The sequence below is a fragment of the Lysinibacillus sp. BSL11 genome, from assembly GCF_052928325.1.
On the sequence record NZ_JAVGCX010000003.1, the window covers coordinates 75,224 to 92,149 of the forward strand.

Sequence of the window (16,926 nt, forward strand, 5' to 3'; positions counted from 1 at the left end):
AAAGATGGCTGTTAAGGCACTACTATTTGATTTTGATGGGACTTTACTAAATACAAATGATTTAATCATTCAAACATTTATGCATGTATTAAATGAGCGATTTCCCGGGCAATATTCGCCAAAAGATTGCCTGAAATTCATTGGTCCATCATTGAAACAGACATTTAATGACATTGCACCAGGTGAAGAAGACGATTTGATAGAGAGGTATCGCGCTTGGAATATTGCACACCATGATGACCTAGTCAGCCAATATCCTGATGTTGTGTCGACTCTAGAGCAGTTAAAAGCTCAAGGTATAAAATTGGCTATTGTTTCGACGAAACGTAATGAGACAATCGATCGTGGACTTGCTATTCTTGGTGCAACGCATCTATTTGATGTGCGTATTGGTACAGATGATGTGAACAATGTGAAGCCTGATCCAGAGCCAGTATTGCTTGCGTTGGAACGATTAGGGATAGAAAAAAACTATGCGATTATGATTGGTGATAATTCGCACGATATTGAAGCTGGACATCGTGCTGGTGTTAGAGCAGCAGGTGTTGCTTGGGCAATTAAGGGAGAGGCTTACTTACAGCAGTATCAACCAGAATATATGTTGCAGCATATGTCAGATTTATTTGATATTGTGAAAGAGGGGTAAGGTAGATGGCGCGTAAAACAGAACGTTATCGTGTCGAAGGAGCCAATTCACTTTGGAATATATATGACACGGTGTCCTTTTGGAAGGTGATGAAGTGTTTCATTGTCATTCAAATCGGACGCTTCACACCATTTTTACGTGTGAAAAACTGGCTATATCGTACTTTTTTAAACATGACTATTGGTAAGCAAACGTCATTAGCCTTAATGGTCATGCCAGATACCATGTTTCCTGAACGTATTTTCATTGGAGACAATACGGTGATTGGTTTTAATACAACCATTTTAGCGCATGAATATTTAATAGAGGAATATCGCTTAGGTGATGTTCATATCGGAAATGAAGTAATGATAGGGGCAAATACAACCATTTTACCAGGTGTAACAATCGGTGATGGTGCCATTGTTTCAGCAGCTACTCTTGTCCATAAGGATGTGCCAGCAGGCTGTTTAGCAGGGGGTAATCCAATGCGAATAATTTATACTGCTGCACAAATGACAGAGCGCAAACGTAATGAGGCTGTAGAGTGGTGTCCACCAAAGAAATAAAAAAACTCCCGTAGTATAGAGATATACTTCGTGAGTTTTTTGCATATAAAGCTACTCCAAAAAACACTAGTTTTGGAGTAGCTTTTACTGTTTAAGCAAGAACTGCGTCATAATCTGATTTGAATTCACATGTGTCATGATCACCTAGGCAAGTTGTTTCAACAAAAGTTGATTTAATTGCAGTCCCATCAATGTCTTCAGTTGTGTGAAGTGTTACCTTGTCACCAGGATAAAACTAGCCTTTACAAATACTAACGATCATTTGCTCACTAAGTTGTACGAATGGACATGCCATAATAAATCCCTCCAATGTGTAATGTATATGGTTCTTTTTGTTATTAATGCTATTCTATATTAGTTTTTTTGGAGTGTGAAAAGAAAAATAGAATGAGAGTAATAATCAATAAAAAAATTGATATAAAAGCATTCTTGATGATAATGAGATTGAGATTCATTTTAAGTGGTTGGTTAAAAATGATTGTATAAATATAATTATTGGTATTGAGAATACTCTAGTGAAAACTCTTTATTTTTAACAATGATTTGTTAGGAGAGAATCATTATCAATTTTTAGCGAATACTTTAAGTTATTAAAAATTGATTTGTCACAATTTAGACATACTCTCGTTCTCACTAAAGTATTTTGTCAAATTTTAAGTAAAATGAGTCATGCTTTTTTTGCAAATCTTTTCAATTCAATGTGTATAATTAACAGAATAATAAGTTTTTAAAGATTTCGATAATTAATGAGGATATCGTTGACTGTATTATTGAAATAAGTTAAAATTCTTTCATAATCTAATTCTCTAATACTCTAGTGAATTAAAGTAAAATGTGAGGAAGTGTCCATATGTCGTCGATAAAAATGTTTGAAAAACCACTTGGAATGCGCGATACATTCCCGCAAATCTATGAGAAAGTTGAAGCAGTTAGACATGCTGGCAGAGACTTTTTATATAAAAGGGGTTATGAGTTTATTAAAACGCCTGCGGTGGAGTATTTCGATACAGTGGGAAAGGCTTCAGCGATTGCTGATGCTCATTTATTTAAGCTAGTGGATAGCCAAGGAAATACATTAGTGCTGCGACCAGACATGACTACACCAATTGCTCGAGTAGCTACATCGAAACTATTAAAGGAAATGATCCCACTACGTCTTGCTTATTTTGCAAGCGTTTTTCGGGCCCAGGAAGCAGAGGGAGGCAGGCCTGCTGAGTTTGATCAAATGGGAATTGAGTTAATAGGTGATCAATCAGTTTTTGCCGATGCAGAAGTTATTGTAACGGCAATGGAGCTATTAAAGCATTTTAAATTGGAAGAGTTTAAAATCACAATTGGACATGCTGGTATATTAAATTGCATTTTACAAGATTACACAGAGAGTATCGAACAGCAAATAACGCTTAGAACATTGCTTGTCCAACGAAATTACGTAGGGTTTGAAGAAGCCGTAGCGTCATTTGATCTACCAAAAGCTAAATCCGATGCCCTCTTACAATTTATTGAAGAAGCCATGAATGTCAGAGATATACGAGATATTGAAAAATATGTCCGTAAAAATGATGCATTAGAATATATGCAACAACTAGCTCAACTACTTGAAATGGCTGACTTAGCTGATTATGTAGCTTTTGATTTCACACTTTCGAGTCATATGAGTTATTACACAGGTATGCTATTTGAAGTATTTGCTGTAGGAAGTGGCTTTCTATTAGGAAATGGTGGTCGTTATGATGGCTTGTTAGAAGTTTTTGGTTCCAAGGTTGGTGCTACAGGATTTAGTATTCGTGTGGATCGTTTATTAGAAACATTAAATGGACAGTCAGTGAAACGACAGGAAGCAACAGTTGTTCTTTTTGAAGAAGAACAATTTGAGGCAGCTTTACTAAAGGTTAAAAATTTACGAGCATCAGGAAAATTAGCTACTTTGCAGTTACGTAGTAGTCTAGTCGATGAGGCGGCCTTTTTAGCATACTTTACAGAAGTGGTGGTAGTTGGACAGGAGGAAGTTGGCGGTGAATGAATTAACGATTGCAATGCCCAAAGGAAGAATCTTTGAAGAGGCATATCAAATGTTGTTAGAGGCAGGTTTTAATTTACCAGAAGAAGTAGAAATGTCACGTAAATTAATGATTGAAATACCAGAGGAAAAAATTCGCTTTATTTTATCAAAGCCAATGGATGTTCCTGTCTATGTTGAACATGGTGTTGCTGATATTGGTATTGCTGGTAAGGATGTTTTGTTAGAGCAACAGCGAGAGGTGCACGAATTACTTGATTTGAAAATTAGTAATTGCTATATCGCTTCTGCAGGCCTACCAAACACCTCCATGAATGAGATTGCGCCTAGAATTGCTACGAAATATCCGAATATTGCCATGAAGTACTACAAAGGCATTGGAGAGCAAGTAGAAATCATCGAGCTCAACGGTTCTATTGAATTAGCACCAATGATTGGCTTAGCTGATCGAATTGTCGATATTGTTTCTACAGGTCGGACATTAAAAGAGAACGGCTTAGTAGAATATGAATTTATTACTGCTGTCTCTTCTCGATTAATTGCAAACCCTGTAAGTTATCGTATGAAAGGTGAGCGTATTATTGATCTCGTGAAGCGATTAAAGAAATGTGTGAATGAGCAAAAAAGTAATCATTTGTAGCTACATATGAAGGACTAAAGGGGATTCATCCTATGAAAATAACAAAGCTTGAAAAAGGCATTTCCTTAAAAAGACCACTTGAAGGAGGAAATGAGGAACAAATAAAAGTTGTACGACAAGTGCTTTCGGATGTTAAGGCACAGGGAGATGCGGCGTTACGCACCTATACTGAGCGATGGGATGGCTATGTCCCTAAAAGTTTACGTGTCTCTGAAGCAGAAATACAAGAAGCAGTAAGTGAACTCAATCCTCAACTATATAAGGACTTAGCGGAAGCAGCAGAAAATATTCGTTTTTATCATGAACAACAGATGCGTTCAGGGTATCGCCTAGAACTGGGAGATGGTTCTTGGTTAGGCCAACGGGTAACTGCTTTAGATGCAGTAGGACTATATGTTCCAGGGGGGACAGCAGCCTACCCTTCATCGGTATTGATGAATGTGATACCAGCGCAGGTTGCAGGGGTGAAACGTATTGTTATTACTTCACCAGCAGGGCCGAATGGGAAACTACCAGCAGGTGTACTGGTGGCGGCTCACCTTTTAGGGATTGATGAGATTTATAAAGTTGGTGGGGCACAAGCAATAGCTGCACTTGCCTATGGCACGGAAACAATTTCCCCAGTTGATAAAATAACAGGCCCAGGAAATATTTATGTGGCACTTGCCAAACGTGAGGTATTTGGAGAAGTGGCCATTGATATGATTGCAGGACCGAGTGAAATTGCTGTGCTGGCTGATGACACAGCCTATCCTGATGAAATTGCTGCAGACCTTTTATCACAAGCAGAGCATGATCCACTAGCTTGCGCCATTCTTGTCACAACCTCCGAGCAATTAGCCAAAAAAGTAGCTGAGGAAGTAGAGAAGCAGCTGCTGAACTTGCCGCGTCAAGAAGTAGCTCGTGCTTCCATAGAGAAATTTGGGGTAATTTATGTAGCTGAAACGTTGGCAGATGCAGTGGAAGCCATTAATTCATTAGCACCGGAGCATTTGGAAATTGTGACGGCAAATGCAGAGGCGCTAGCTGAGCAAATTAGACATGCTGGTGGTATTTTTATAGGTCGGTATAGTTCTGAGCCAGTTGGTGATTATTTTGCAGGGACCAATCATGTACTACCAACCAATAGTACGGCTCGTTTTGCAAGTGGCTTAAATGTTGATGATTTTGTGAAAAAATCAAGTATTGTTTACTATAGTGAAAAAACCTGGAGAGACAATGCACCAAAAATTGCACGTTTAGCGCGTATGGAAGGCTTAGAGGGCCATGCTCGTGCAGTGGAATCACGTGGATGGGAGAAGGAATAGGACGATGACAGAAAAGAAACGATATGCAAAGATAGAGCGTACAACGAATGAAACGCAAATTTCAGTAGCAATTGATTTAGATGGTGAAGGCAAGGCAGATATCCAAACAGGCGTTGGATTTATGGACCATATGCTTGATTTATTTATTAAGCACGGACTATTTAATGGCACAATACATGCAAATGGCGATACTTATATTGATGATCACCATACAACAGAAGACCTTGGTATTGTATTAGGACAGGCTGTTCGAGAAGCACTTGGTGATAAGAAAGGCATAAAACGCTATGGTAACGCCTTTGTACCGATGGATGATGCACTAGCTCAGGTAGTTGTCGATTGCTCGAATCGACCTCATCTAGAGTATCGTGTGCCAGCATTAAAAGAAAAAGTAGGAACGTTCGATACAGAATTAGTTCATGAATTTTTATGGAAGTTTGCCCTTGAGGCAAGGATGAATGTTCATGTAATTGTTCCTTATGGACAGAATACACATCACATTATTGAGGCAATTTTCAAAGCATTAGCACGTGCGATTGATGCCGCAGTGGAAATTGACCCGCGTGTTAAAGGCGTACCATCGACTAAGGGGCTGTTGACGTGAAAATAGGTGTCATTGATTATGGAATGGGTAATTTATTTAGTGTGGAGCAGGCTTTAAAAAGGCTAGGCTGTGAAGTTATTATAACGGCTGATGAGAAGGCGTTAGATGCAACTGACGCACTTTTATTACCTGGGGTGGGTGCATTCCCTGATGCCAGAAAACGTTTAGCTGAAACAAACTTAGACCAATATTTACAGAAGGCACAAAGAGAAAACCGTCCTCTTTTAGGAATTTGTCTAGGTATGCAATTATTATTCGAGCAAAGTGATGAGGTAACCCCAACAAAGGGGCTAGGGTTTTTCAAGGGGTGTATTAAACGCTTTAGCGGCATCCAAGACAGCCAAGCATACAGAGTACCACATATGGGTTGGAATGAACTGATTGTAACAAATCGTCCTGCATGGTTACACAATGAAGTATCAGCGAAGCATGTCTATTTTGTTCACTCCTTTTATGCAACAGATATAGGAGAATCAGAGCTTGTTGCCTATGCTGATTACTATGGCATTAAAGTACCTGGTATTGTGATGAATGGTTCTGTGACTGGCATGCAATTTCATCCTGAAAAATCAGGGGAATTAGGTGTTTATTTATTAGAGCAATGGTTGAAAGGTGTGAAGGCATGCTAACAAAACGTATTATCCCATGTCTTGATGTGAAAGAAGGTCGTGTTGTAAAAGGTATACAATTTGTTTCTATCCGAGATGCAGGAGATCCAGTGGAGCTTGCGAAGTTCTATGATGAACAAGGAGCAGATGAACTTGTATTTTTAGATATTTCTGCTTCACATGAAGGTCGAGAAACGATGGTAGATGTCGTTCGTCAAACAGCGGCTACGCTTGCCATACCCTTTACTGTTGGCGGAGGCATTCGTACGTTGGAGGACATGAAGCGTATTTTACGAGCAGGTGCTGATAAAGTTTCAGTGAATACATCCGCGTTGGAAAGACCTGCCCTTATTCAGGAAGGCTCTGATTACTTTGGCGCACAATGCATTGTTGTAGCAATCGATGCTCGCTATAGTGAGGAAGATAGCACATGGATGGTTTATACACATGGTGGACGCAACAAAACCTCTTGGTCAGCCATTGAGTGGGCCAAAGAGGCTGTACGCTTAGGAGCTGGTGAAATTTTATTAACAAGTATGAATCAAGATGGAGAAAAATCAGGCTTTGATTTAGCCTTAACCAAAGCAGTGCGTGAAGCTGTGACAGTCCCTGTGATAGCTAGTGGTGGGGCGGGACATGCCGAACATTTTTACGAAGTATTAGCACATGAGGTGGATGCAGATGCTGCACTAGCAGCCTCCATCTTCCATTATAAAGAAACAAGTGTAGCGCAAGTAAAGGAATACTTACGTGAAAAAGGAGTGGCAGTAAGATGATAGAGAACATTCAATTTGATGAGAGAGGTCTTGTTACAGCTGTAGTACAAGATGCCAATACAAAAGAGGTATTAACAGTAGCTTATATGAATAAGGAGTCATTAGCTAAAACAATTGAATCAGAGGAAACTTGGTTTTATTCTCGTTCCCGTCAAGAGCTTTGGCATAAGGGAGCAACAAGTGGCCATACACAACAAGTGATTTCAATCAAAGCGGATTGTGATCAAGATGCGTTAATAGTAGAGGTTCTACCAACAGGTCCAGCATGTCATAATGGGACAATTTCTTGCTTCACTGAGGTTATTCAGCAAAAAGAGAAGGTAGGCTCTGTGGACATCATTTCTAAACTTGCCCGTGTCATCGAAAAGCGAGAGCAGGAAATGCCAGAAGGAGCGTACACTACATATTTATTTGATAAGGGCATTGATAAAATCTGTAAAAAGGTTGGGGAAGAAGCAACAGAGGTGGTCATTGGAGCCAAAAACCGAGATGCTGAGGAAGTAAAATGGGAGGCAGCTGATTTAATATATCACCTACTCGTATTATTACAAGAACAAAAAGTAAGCATTTATGATGTTCTACATGTGTTGGAAAAACGTCACGAGGAGAAATAACAGCATATTATTGATTGTGTGGTATAATAGGAGTTACTGTGTAAAGGAACGTAGAATACGTTCCTTATTTCTTGTTTCGGAGGAAATATATTGGAAAAGAAACGTCAAAATGAGACTCAATCGAATATAGTGTCGTTCATTCCAACAGGCGACTATTATTATAAGAAATCAATACAAGCAATGAACAGTGGACAAATGAATAAAGCCTATAAATATTTACAGCGTGCGGTAGATTTAAGTCCCGACGATCCAATGATTATCTTGCAGTTAGCCATAGTAGAGTTAGAAGGTCAACGTTTTGAGGAAGCGTATGATCTACTTCGACGCGCCTATCAAATTGATCCAGATAATCCAGAAATCATATTTTACATGGCAGAAGTATCAGGGTGTGTGGGCATCATGCATGATGCTAAACGCTTTGCAGAAGAATATTTAAAGCTAGAACCTGAGGGTGCTTATGCGGATGAAGCAGCAGAAATATTAGAGTTTGTCGCTTTTGAGCAAGATGATTTTGAAGAGCTTGAAGGCTCTGGTGAGGATTTATATCGTCAGGAGCAAGCTCGTCGTTGTATGGAAAAGGGAGATTTTCCTGAAGCTATTACTATTTTAGAAGATTTAATTGAAGATCGACCAGCATTTTGGTCAGCCTATAATAATCTAGCACTCGCTTATTTTTATGTTGGAGAAGAAGAGCAAGCAAAGGCTCTCTTGCATACAGTGCTACGTGAAAATAAGGGCAATCTACATGCATTATGCAATTTAACGGTGATTGCGTATTATGAAAAAAACGAAGAGGATTTACAAGAACTGTTAAATGTTCTTATTAAAATTCAACCCTATACTTGGGAGCATCGTTATAAACTTGGTGCTACCTTAGCCTTAATCGGCCAATATGAATTAGCCTATAAATGGTTGCGCAGTATGCAAAAGAGAGGCTATGTAGGAGATGCAGGATTTTACTTTTGGCTGTCACATGCTGCTTATTTCTCAGGACATGAGGAGATTTCGAAAAGTGCATGGGATCAGCTACTAGAGTTAGACCCAGACAAAGAGGGCTTCGAACCTTGGCGCCAACAAGAAAATGAATATGGACTTGATGCATTGGAGCATGATCGTGATTTTATTGTTGAAAAATTAGAGAGCACTTATACAAGTGAGCGCATTTTTGGTTTATTTTTACTGAAAGGTACAGTGCATAAGCAAGAAATTATCGCCCATCCGAAATGGATTAATATTGAACAATTAGGCTCTTTTGAAAAATTGTTTTTGGCTTATGCACTTGGACATGAATTTGATAAGAAAAATAAAGTAGAAGCAAGCTTTTTACGATCAGTAAAGGTTTCAGAAATTTTATTAGAACAGTATGGAAAGCTATCATCATTAATTGTACCGATGTTTCAAATGTGGTTTGTGCTATGTGAACAAGCGTTAATAGAAAATTATCGTTTTACAAATCCAACAGCAATTGCAGGAGCAAATGATTATTTATTCAGATCTTCGCAAATGCTTAAAGTGACAAAAAAGGAAATTGCACAGCAATATGGAGTATCTGTATCTACTTTATCGAAGTATATTGACGAAATCTTAACGTTTTTGCCAAACAGTCATGATTAATGTGAGCAACATAGTTGAATAACTTTATACTTTCACATACGATGAACATACTAACGCTATCACCAATTTTTCCTTAATGTCATTGATCTTCTTCTATAGATGACGTTGCGTGAATTGGTTGAATGAAGATAAAAAGTATTCTGTTTAGGGGGAAGTATTTATGTCGGAAGAAAAAATTTATGATGTAGTAATTATTGGTGCAGGTCCTGCTGGGATGACTGCCGCTGTCTATACATCTCGTGCAAATTTGTCAACTTTAATGATTGAACGTGGCATTCCTGGTGGACAAATGGCAAACACAGAAGAAGTAGAAAACTACCCAGGTTTTGAGACAATCTTAGGACCAGAGCTTTCTACAAAAATGTTTGAGCATGCGAAAAAATTTGGTGCTGAATATGCCTATGGTGATGTCACAGAAATCATCGATGGAGAAGAATATAAAACAATTAAATCAGGTGCAAAAGAATATAAAACACGTGCCATTATTATTACCACTGGTGCAGAGTATAAAAAAATGGGTGTGCCTGGTGAAAAAGAACTTGGTGGCCGTGGTGTCAGCTATTGTGCAGTATGTGATGGTGCATTCTTTAAACAAAAAAATCTAGTTGTCGTAGGTGGCGGAGATTCAGCTGTTGAAGAGGGTGTTTATTTAACTCGCTTTGCTGATAAAGTGACAATTGTCCACCGTCGCGATAAATTACGTGCACAAAAAATTCTACAAGATCGTGCCTTTGCCAATGAAAAAATTGATTTCATTTGGAATGCAACTGTAAAAGAAATCAATGAAGCGAATGGTAAAGTTGGCAGTGTAACACTACAATCAACTATTGATGGTACAGAATCTGAATTTGCTACAGATGGTGTCTTCGTCTATATAGGTATGCTACCTTTAACTAAACCATTTGAGTCATTAGGTATTTTAAATGAGGCTGGCTATGTTTTGACAAATGAAACGATGGAAACAAAAATCCCAGGTATCTTTGCAGCTGGAGATGTTCGTGAAAAATCACTTCGTCAAATTGTAACAGCAACTGGTGACGGTAGTATTGCAGCACAAGCTGTTCAACATTATGTAGAAGAGCTATTAGAGAAAATTAATGCCTAATATGGCTATTTTAAGGAAAAAAATACAATTTTAATGTGGTTTTAATATTGCTGTAACTTGAATGACATATAAAAGGTGTATGATTAAAAATGTAATTAGCAATCCCCCTTTTATTTTGTTTAGTAGGTTGTTTCCGCCTCCAATAGGTGGGAGCAACCTACTTTTTTTGTGTAAAAAATCACATAATAATATCACGAAATACGTAAATTTTGCGCAAGATGAAGTGGTTATCTTTAAATAGAACTAAATTGTTAATTGTCTGCGTACAAGAGTTGTAAATGAGGACAAAACTTACAAGGTCTTGTTATAATGAAGAGTAGAATGCAAAAGTGATTAGAGGTGTGCCTATGCAAAGAATTGCAAATTTAATTGCCGTAAAAGACGGTAAAGTATTATTACTTCAGAAACCAAGACGAGGCTGGTATGTAGCTCCAGGAGGGAAAATGGAGAGTGGCGAGTCAATCTTTGAGGCTGCTATTCGAGAGTTTCAAGAAGAGACAAACGTCATACCTTTACATGTTCATTTAAAGGGTGTTTATACGATGATCATTAAAGAAAACAATGACGTAGTGGATGAATGGATGCTCTATACATTTGTTGCTAAGGATATAGATGGAGTACCATTTGAAGAAACAAGAGAAGGCAAACTTGCATGGCACCCAGTAGAGGATTTAGCACACTTGCCAATGGCTGAAGGAGATCGAACTAATTTACAATTTGCTGTTTCGCAATCTGGCATTCAGTATGGCACGTTTGACTATACAACGAATTTTGAACTACTTCATCAGAAAATACAAATTTCAAAAGAACAATAAAGGAGTTGCATGACAGTGGTGGTTGAAGGCCAACAAAGTACACATGAATTGGTTATTATTACAGGAATGTCTGGGGCTGGGAAAACAGTAGCTATTCAAAGCTTTGAGGATTTAGGGTATTACTGTATTGATAATTTACCACCTGCGTTACTTACAACTTTTTTAACCTTATTAAGAGATTCTGGTAAAAACAGTACCCGAATTGCAGCAGTAATGGATATGCGCGGAGGCGACTTTTTTGATGCTCTAATTGGCGCATTAGACCATATACTAAAAGAAGGCGATATTGTTGCTCGTATTTTATTTTTAGATGCAGATGATGCCACATTAGTCAGACGTTATAAAGAAACAAGACGTGCACATCCATTAGCAGTGAATGGTTTACCTCTAGATGGAATTAAACAGGAACGAGTACTTTTATCTGAAGTAAAGGGTCGTGCCAATTTTGTTTATAACACATCTAACATGAAACCAAAGCAATTACGTGAAAAAATCGTCAAAGAATTTGCAAGTGAGGCAGATACTATTTTTACCGTTAACATTATGTCCTTTGGCTTTAAACATGGTATGCCGATTGATGCGGACTTAGTGTTTGATGTTCGTTTTCTTAAAAACCCGTATTATGTGGAGGAGCTACGTCCAAAAACGGGTCTTCAAACAGAGGTATCTTCTTATGTGTTAGCGTTGGAAGATACGCAAATCCTTATACAAAAACTGACGGATTTATTAGACTTTATGATTCCTCTCTATCGACAAGAAGGCAAATCACAGCTTGTTATTGCTTTTGGTTGTACTGGGGGCCAGCATCGCTCCGTGACATTAGCAGAATTTTTTGGTGCATATTTTGCGGGCAAGGAAAATACGGTTATTACGCATCGTGATATTAATCGTAGAAAGGAATGAGTGAATGGGGAAAAAGCAAACAAAGCTTGTAGTAATTGGTGGTGGCACAGGGCTCTCCACGTTACTTCGCGGGCTGAAGCATCACCCATTTGATATTACTGCTATTGTAACAGTAGCAGATGATGGTGGATCTTCAGGTCGTTTACGTGATGATTACGATATCCCACCGCCTGGTGATGTACGCAATGTGATTGCAGCATTATCAGATATTGAGCCCCTTGTAGAGCAAATGTTTCAATACCGTTTTTCGGCATCTGAAGATTTACGAGGTCACTCCTTAGGGAATTTAATGCTTACAGCCCTTACTGATATTACAGGTGATTTCAATCATGCTATCAGTGAGATGGGAAAGGTTTTAAAAGTTCATGGTCGAGTTATTCCAGCTGCAAATAAAAAAATCACCTTACATGCTGTGCTTGAGGACGGTTCAATTATCGAGGGAGAATCAAAAATCCCGACAGCGACAAAACGCATTAATCGCGTTTTTTTAGTACCTGAAAATGTGCAACCGTTACCAGAAGCTATTCGTGCAATACTTCGTGCAGACTATATTTTAATAGGACCAGGAAGCTTATATACCAGTATTATTCCGAATTTGCTTGTTAAGGAAATAGGTGAAGCAGTTGTTAAGGCTAAAGGAAGAAAAATATATGTTTGTAATTTAATGACACAAAAGGGTGAAACCATTTCTTATACAGCAGGCGATCATGTAACAGCCATACATAGGCATGTTGGCCATGATTTTATCGATTCCATTTTAGTAAATGATGAAGAACTCCCTAACCCTGTAAAAGAACTGTATAAAGAAGAAAGAGCGGAACCAGTAACATTTGATGTGGCAAAGCTTGAAAGTATGGGATTAGAAGTTATCAAACGAGACATTGCTACAATTCGACCAGATGGAACGGTTCGACATAATGCTACAAATGTTGCAGAATGGCTGGTAGATTATGCTGATATTTACCATCAAAAAGTAAGAGGACCAATAATAGAAACATAATGGCTTTATTGTATATGGTAAGATGAACATATACATAGAAATCATGATTGAAAGGGGGGCGTGATATGTCTTTTGCTTCTGAAACAAAAAAAGAATTGACACAAATAGAAGCGGACAATCATTGTATGAAAGCAGAAGTTTCTGCCCTAATTCGTATGAATGGTTCATTATCCTTTGCAAATAAACAACTAAGCTTAGACGTGCAAACCGAAAACGCTGCAATTGCCAGAAGACTATATACGATTATGAAAAAATTGTATCCGTACAATGTGGAATTACTTGTTCGTAAGAAGATGCGATTGAAAAAAAATAACGTGTATATATGCCGTGTAAGAGAAGGGGCACGTGAGCTATTAATTGATTTAGAAATCATCTCAGACGACTTTCAATTTAACCATACTATCTCAAGAAAGCTCATTCAAAAGAGTGGCCAAAAAAGAGCTTATTTAAGAGGAGCCTTTTTAGCAGGAGGTTCCGTCAATAATCCAGAAACATCGGCTTATCATTTAGAGGTTTATTCTTTATATAAAGAACATGGTGAGGCATTAATGGATTTAATGAATGAATTTGAACTCAATGCCAAAACAATTGAACGTAAAAAGGGCTTTGTGACTTACTTAAAGGAAGCGGAAAAAATTTCAGATTTCCTTAATATTGTTGGCGCGCATCAGGCTATGATGAAATTTGAAGATGTTCGGATTTTGCGAGATATGCGTAATAGTGTCAACCGTATTGTGAACTGTGAAACTGCCAATTTAAATAAAACCATTGGAGCAGCATTACGGCAGGTTGAGAATATTCGATTTATTGAAAATTCAATTGGTCTTGATCAACTACCAGAGAAGCTTCGTGAAATAGCACGTCTCCGTGTTGAATACCAAGATGTGACATTAAAAGAGCTTGGTGAAATGGTATCTAGTGGAACGGTTAGTAAATCAGGTGTTAACCATCGATTGAGAAAAATTGATGAGATTGCGGATGCATTAAGGCGTGGTGAAAAAATAGGTGGTTAAGTTATCATACTTTTCAGGTATGAATGTCATGCTAATCGCTTATTGTTCTTTTGCCAGTAAGTAAGGTAAGATAAAACTAACAGACGAACGGTAGTGAAGGGGAGTTTTGAGAATGATTGAGAGAAGAGTCCAGGTTAAATTAAAATTAGGACTACAAGCTAGACAAGCAGCACTATTTGTGCAGGAAGCAAATCGTTTTAGTGCTGATATCTTTCTAGAAAAAGATGAGAAAAAAGTAAATGCCAAATCCATTATGGGTGTTATGAGCTTAGCAGTTGCTAAAGGTACCGAAGTGACTTTAAGCAGTGAAGGTAACGATGCTGAGCAAGCGGTTACAGCATTAGCAACAATTATAGAAAATGAAGATTAACACTCATTAAATACAAAAGGCATCACAGAGCAATTCTGTGATGCCTTTTATTTTTTATTTATTATCGCTACGGTGCATGATATGATCGATTAAACCGTATTCTTTTGCACGTTCAGCAGTCATGAAGTTATCGCGATCTGTGTCTCTTGCAATGACTTCAAGTGGTTGACCAGTGCGTTCAGATAAAATGCCATTTAATTTCTCGCGTAAGAATAGAATACGTTTAGCAGCAATTTCAATTTCTGTCGCTTGACCTTGTGCACCACCTAATGGTTGGTGAATCATGACTTCAGCATTTGGTAAGGCAAAACGTTTACCAGGTTCTCCAGCTGCAAGTAGGAAAGCACCCATTGATGCAGCCATACCAATACAAATTGTTTGGACCTGTGGTTTAATGATTTGCATTGTGTCATAGATAGCCATACCAGCCGTAATGGATCCACCAGGTGAGTTAATATAAAGAGAGATATCTTTATCTGGATCTTCTGCCTGTAGGAAAAGAAGCTGAGCGACAATGGAGTTAGCAACATTGTCATCAATAGCACTTCCTAAAAGGATAATACGGTCTTTAAGTAGACGTGAATAAATGTCATATGCACGCTCACCACGACTAGTTTGTTCAATAACTGTAGGAATTAAATTCATGTTAAATCCTCCTTAAAAAGCTAAATTCGAATACCTTTGCTGAAAATTTTCCTTTGTATTTCAGCTGTATCCTTATCATACACATTATAGTCAGGGAAGGTCAAATATTAACCCTGCTAAAGTGAAATTAAAAAAATAAAATGTTTTTGCATTCTATGGTTGAATTATATAGGATAGGCTTGTATAATGATTAAGGTTATAAGGTTTAAAGTACAGGTCACTATTTTGCAGGTATGCTTCAAAAATGAGGGTTATCTACATCATGCTTTTCGTAAGCCTAGAGTGAGTACTTTTTTTTTGTGTCTTTTGCCCTCGTGGTGTAATGGATAACACGTAAGATTCCGGTTCTTGCACTGGGGGTTCGATTCCCTCCGAGGGCGCCATTTTACTGATTAATTGATATACTGTTATAGCTCATCTCCTAATAAGTAGTTTAGCAGCCTGCTTACTGGAGATCGAGAGGAAGAATAAAGGGAATACTGTCCTAGTTGGCATTATTCCCCTATTTATTCCTTTCAAACCTTCAAAAAAGCAACAACTCCAAATTATTTTTTAGTGAACATACTGTACGTGAGACTAGAAATAGTCGAAAAAAAGAATCCTATCTGAGGGGATTCTTTTTTTTTGCCTAAATTTATCGAAATTTGGCATGGTTCTCATTGTATATATATTAGTTTTAGGTTAATTTTCTTGTTATTTATACATATTTTTCCAAATTGTATGAATTTAATATAAATTTATATGAAAAAATATTTAATTTTATGCGAAAAGTTGTTGTCTAAATACTATAATGTTAATATAATTGACCTAATAGTCTAACATTTCCGAATTGCGAAAAATAATACGTAATTCGGAAAATTATCGAACTAGGGGGAAATACAATGAAAAAAACAGGTTGGATGTTACTGATGATAATTGCAGCATTAACATTAACACTTGCAGGATGTGGTACAAAAGATGATGCATCTTCAGGTAGCTCTTCTTCAGAAGATGGTGGAGATGGCAAAAAAGTTTATAAAGTAGGTACTGAGGCCACTTTTGCACCATTTGAATCTGTTGACGATTCAGGGAAAATTGTAGGGATTGATGTCGATATTTTACAAGCTATTGCAGATGAGATGGACTTTGAGGTTGAGTGGAATAATATAGGATGGGAGCCAGTGTTCCAAACAATTAAAAACGGTGAAACAGATATCGGTGCTTCTGGAATCACAATTACGGAAGAGCGTAAAGAATCATTTGATTTTACAGAACCGTATTATGAGTCTCAGTTATTAATTGTTGTGAAAGAAGATTCAAAAATTAAATCTCTTGATGAATTAAAAGATAAAAAAGTATCTGTACAAATCAATGCTACTGGTCATATGGCGGCGAAAAAGCTACAAGGGGAAGCAAGTACAAATATTATGGCTTTTGAAAGTCAGCCAATCGCTATTCAAGAAATGTTAAATGGGAATGTTGACGCAGCTATCGGAGATAACGCAGTAGTTTATGAATATATCAAAGCTCACCCAGATCAAAAACTAAAAGTAATTGAAGATGATGCATTCGAAAAAGAATACTATGGCTTCATGGTTCAAAAAGGGAATAAAGAATTGCTAGATAAATTAAACGAAGGTCTTAAAAAAATTAAAGAAAACGGTAAATTAAAAGAAATTACAGGCATTGATTTTCAATAAAAATGAATGAAATGATGCT

The 16,926-nt window shown here is 37.7% G+C and carries 18 protein-coding genes and 1 tRNA gene; 18 read left to right on the plus strand and 1 reads right to left on the minus strand.

The window, feature by feature from the left end:
* Positions 1 to 4 precede the first annotated feature (4 nt).
* The 16 genes from ppaX to RCJ95_RS04730 all read left to right on the plus strand — a co-directional run bounded on the left by ppaX (position 5) and on the right by RCJ95_RS04730 (position 14,583).
* Positions 5 to 646 carry a pyrophosphatase PpaX gene (gene ppaX, locus RCJ95_RS04655; RefSeq protein ID WP_257520511.1) on the plus strand — a complete coding sequence of 214 codons (642 nt, stop codon included), beginning with the start codon at positions 5 to 7 and terminating at the stop codon, positions 644 to 646.
* A gap of 5 nt (positions 647 to 651) precedes the next feature.
* The gene (locus RCJ95_RS04660) at positions 652 to 1,194 is read left to right on the plus strand and encodes an acyltransferase (RefSeq protein ID WP_257520510.1); all 543 of its coding nucleotides are present in this window, start codon (positions 652 to 654) and stop codon (positions 1,192 to 1,194) included.
* A gap of 850 nt (positions 1,195 to 2,044) precedes the next feature.
* Positions 2,045 to 3,217 carry an ATP phosphoribosyltransferase regulatory subunit gene (locus RCJ95_RS04665; RefSeq protein ID WP_221681171.1) on the plus strand — a complete coding sequence of 391 codons (1,173 nt, stop codon included), beginning with the start codon at positions 2,045 to 2,047 and terminating at the stop codon, positions 3,215 to 3,217.
* A complete protein-coding gene (gene hisG, locus RCJ95_RS04670) occupies positions 3,210 to 3,854 on the plus strand; it encodes an ATP phosphoribosyltransferase (protein ID WP_004227990.1) in 645 nt (214 codons plus the stop codon). The genes RCJ95_RS04665 and hisG overlap by 8 nt, the downstream gene beginning before the upstream one ends.
* Before the next feature lie 32 nt (positions 3,855 to 3,886).
* Positions 3,887 to 5,161 (plus strand): histidinol dehydrogenase, encoded by a 1,275-nt coding sequence (gene hisD, locus RCJ95_RS04675; protein ID WP_221681172.1) that lies wholly within the window; start codon positions 3,887 to 3,889, stop codon positions 5,159 to 5,161.
* 4 nt (positions 5,162 to 5,165) lie between these two features.
* Complete coding sequence (gene hisB, locus RCJ95_RS04680) at positions 5,166 to 5,765, plus strand: imidazoleglycerol-phosphate dehydratase HisB (RefSeq protein WP_004227994.1); 600 nt, start codon at positions 5,166 to 5,168, stop codon at positions 5,763 to 5,765.
* Positions 5,762 to 6,394, plus strand: coding sequence for an imidazole glycerol phosphate synthase subunit HisH (hisH, locus tag RCJ95_RS04685; RefSeq protein ID WP_221681173.1), 633 nt, complete (start codon positions 5,762 to 5,764; stop codon positions 6,392 to 6,394). Before hisB ends, hisH begins: the two co-directional genes overlap by 4 nt.
* A complete protein-coding gene (gene hisF, locus RCJ95_RS04690; RefSeq protein ID WP_221681174.1) occupies positions 6,388 to 7,149 on the plus strand; it encodes an imidazole glycerol phosphate synthase subunit HisF in 762 nt (253 codons plus the stop codon). The genes hisH and hisF overlap by 7 nt, the downstream gene beginning before the upstream one ends.
* Complete coding sequence (gene hisIE, locus RCJ95_RS04695) at positions 7,146 to 7,763, plus strand: bifunctional phosphoribosyl-AMP cyclohydrolase/phosphoribosyl-ATP diphosphatase HisIE (protein WP_446721951.1); 618 nt, start codon at positions 7,146 to 7,148, stop codon at positions 7,761 to 7,763. The genes hisF and hisIE overlap by 4 nt, the downstream gene beginning before the upstream one ends.
* Positions 7,764 to 7,853: 90 nt before the next feature.
* Positions 7,854 to 9,377, plus strand: a complete 1,524-nt coding sequence (locus RCJ95_RS04700) for a tetratricopeptide repeat protein (protein ID WP_446721952.1) — start codon at positions 7,854 to 7,856, stop codon at positions 9,375 to 9,377.
* 160 nt (positions 9,378 to 9,537) lie between these two features.
* Complete coding sequence (gene trxB / locus RCJ95_RS04705) at positions 9,538 to 10,482, plus strand: thioredoxin-disulfide reductase (protein ID WP_221681177.1); 945 nt, start codon at positions 9,538 to 9,540, stop codon at positions 10,480 to 10,482.
* Between the two features lie 347 nt (positions 10,483 to 10,829).
* Positions 10,830 to 11,297 (plus strand): NUDIX hydrolase, encoded by a 468-nt coding sequence (locus RCJ95_RS04710; RefSeq protein WP_004228007.1) that lies wholly within the window; start codon positions 10,830 to 10,832, stop codon positions 11,295 to 11,297.
* A gap of 9 nt (positions 11,298 to 11,306) precedes the next feature.
* On the plus strand, positions 11,307 to 12,200 hold the full coding sequence (gene rapZ, locus RCJ95_RS04715; protein WP_054549566.1) for an RNase adapter RapZ: 894 nt from the start codon (positions 11,307 to 11,309) through the stop codon (positions 12,198 to 12,200).
* A 4-nt stretch (positions 12,201 to 12,204) separates the two neighbouring features.
* On the plus strand, positions 12,205 to 13,200 hold the full coding sequence (locus RCJ95_RS04720; RefSeq protein ID WP_004228011.1) for a gluconeogenesis factor YvcK family protein: 996 nt from the start codon (positions 12,205 to 12,207) through the stop codon (positions 13,198 to 13,200).
* A 65-nt stretch (positions 13,201 to 13,265) separates the two neighbouring features.
* The gene (gene whiA / locus RCJ95_RS04725) at positions 13,266 to 14,213 is read left to right on the plus strand and encodes a DNA-binding protein WhiA (RefSeq protein WP_004228019.1); all 948 of its coding nucleotides are present in this window, start codon (positions 13,266 to 13,268) and stop codon (positions 14,211 to 14,213) included.
* 112 nt (positions 14,214 to 14,325) lie between these two features.
* Complete coding sequence (locus RCJ95_RS04730) at positions 14,326 to 14,583, plus strand: HPr family phosphocarrier protein (protein WP_004228023.1); 258 nt, start codon at positions 14,326 to 14,328, stop codon at positions 14,581 to 14,583.
* 54 nt (positions 14,584 to 14,637) lie between these two features.
* On the opposite strand, the gene clpP is transcribed toward RCJ95_RS04730, so the two are convergent.
* Positions 14,638 to 15,228 (minus strand): ATP-dependent Clp endopeptidase proteolytic subunit ClpP, encoded by a 591-nt coding sequence (gene clpP, locus RCJ95_RS04735; protein ID WP_004228025.1) that lies wholly within the window; start codon positions 15,226 to 15,228, stop codon positions 14,638 to 14,640.
* 308 nt (positions 15,229 to 15,536) lie between these two features.
* Between clpP and RCJ95_RS04740 the strand changes: the two genes are divergently transcribed.
* Together RCJ95_RS04740 and RCJ95_RS04745 are read left to right on the plus strand one after the other, a co-directional pair.
* Positions 15,537 to 15,611 (plus strand) — tRNA-Arg (locus tag RCJ95_RS04740).
* 498 nt (positions 15,612 to 16,109) lie between these two features.
* Positions 16,110 to 16,907 (plus strand): basic amino acid ABC transporter substrate-binding protein, encoded by a 798-nt coding sequence (locus RCJ95_RS04745; RefSeq protein ID WP_446721953.1) that lies wholly within the window; start codon positions 16,110 to 16,112, stop codon positions 16,905 to 16,907.
* The last annotated feature ends 19 nt before the right edge of the window (positions 16,908 to 16,926 follow it).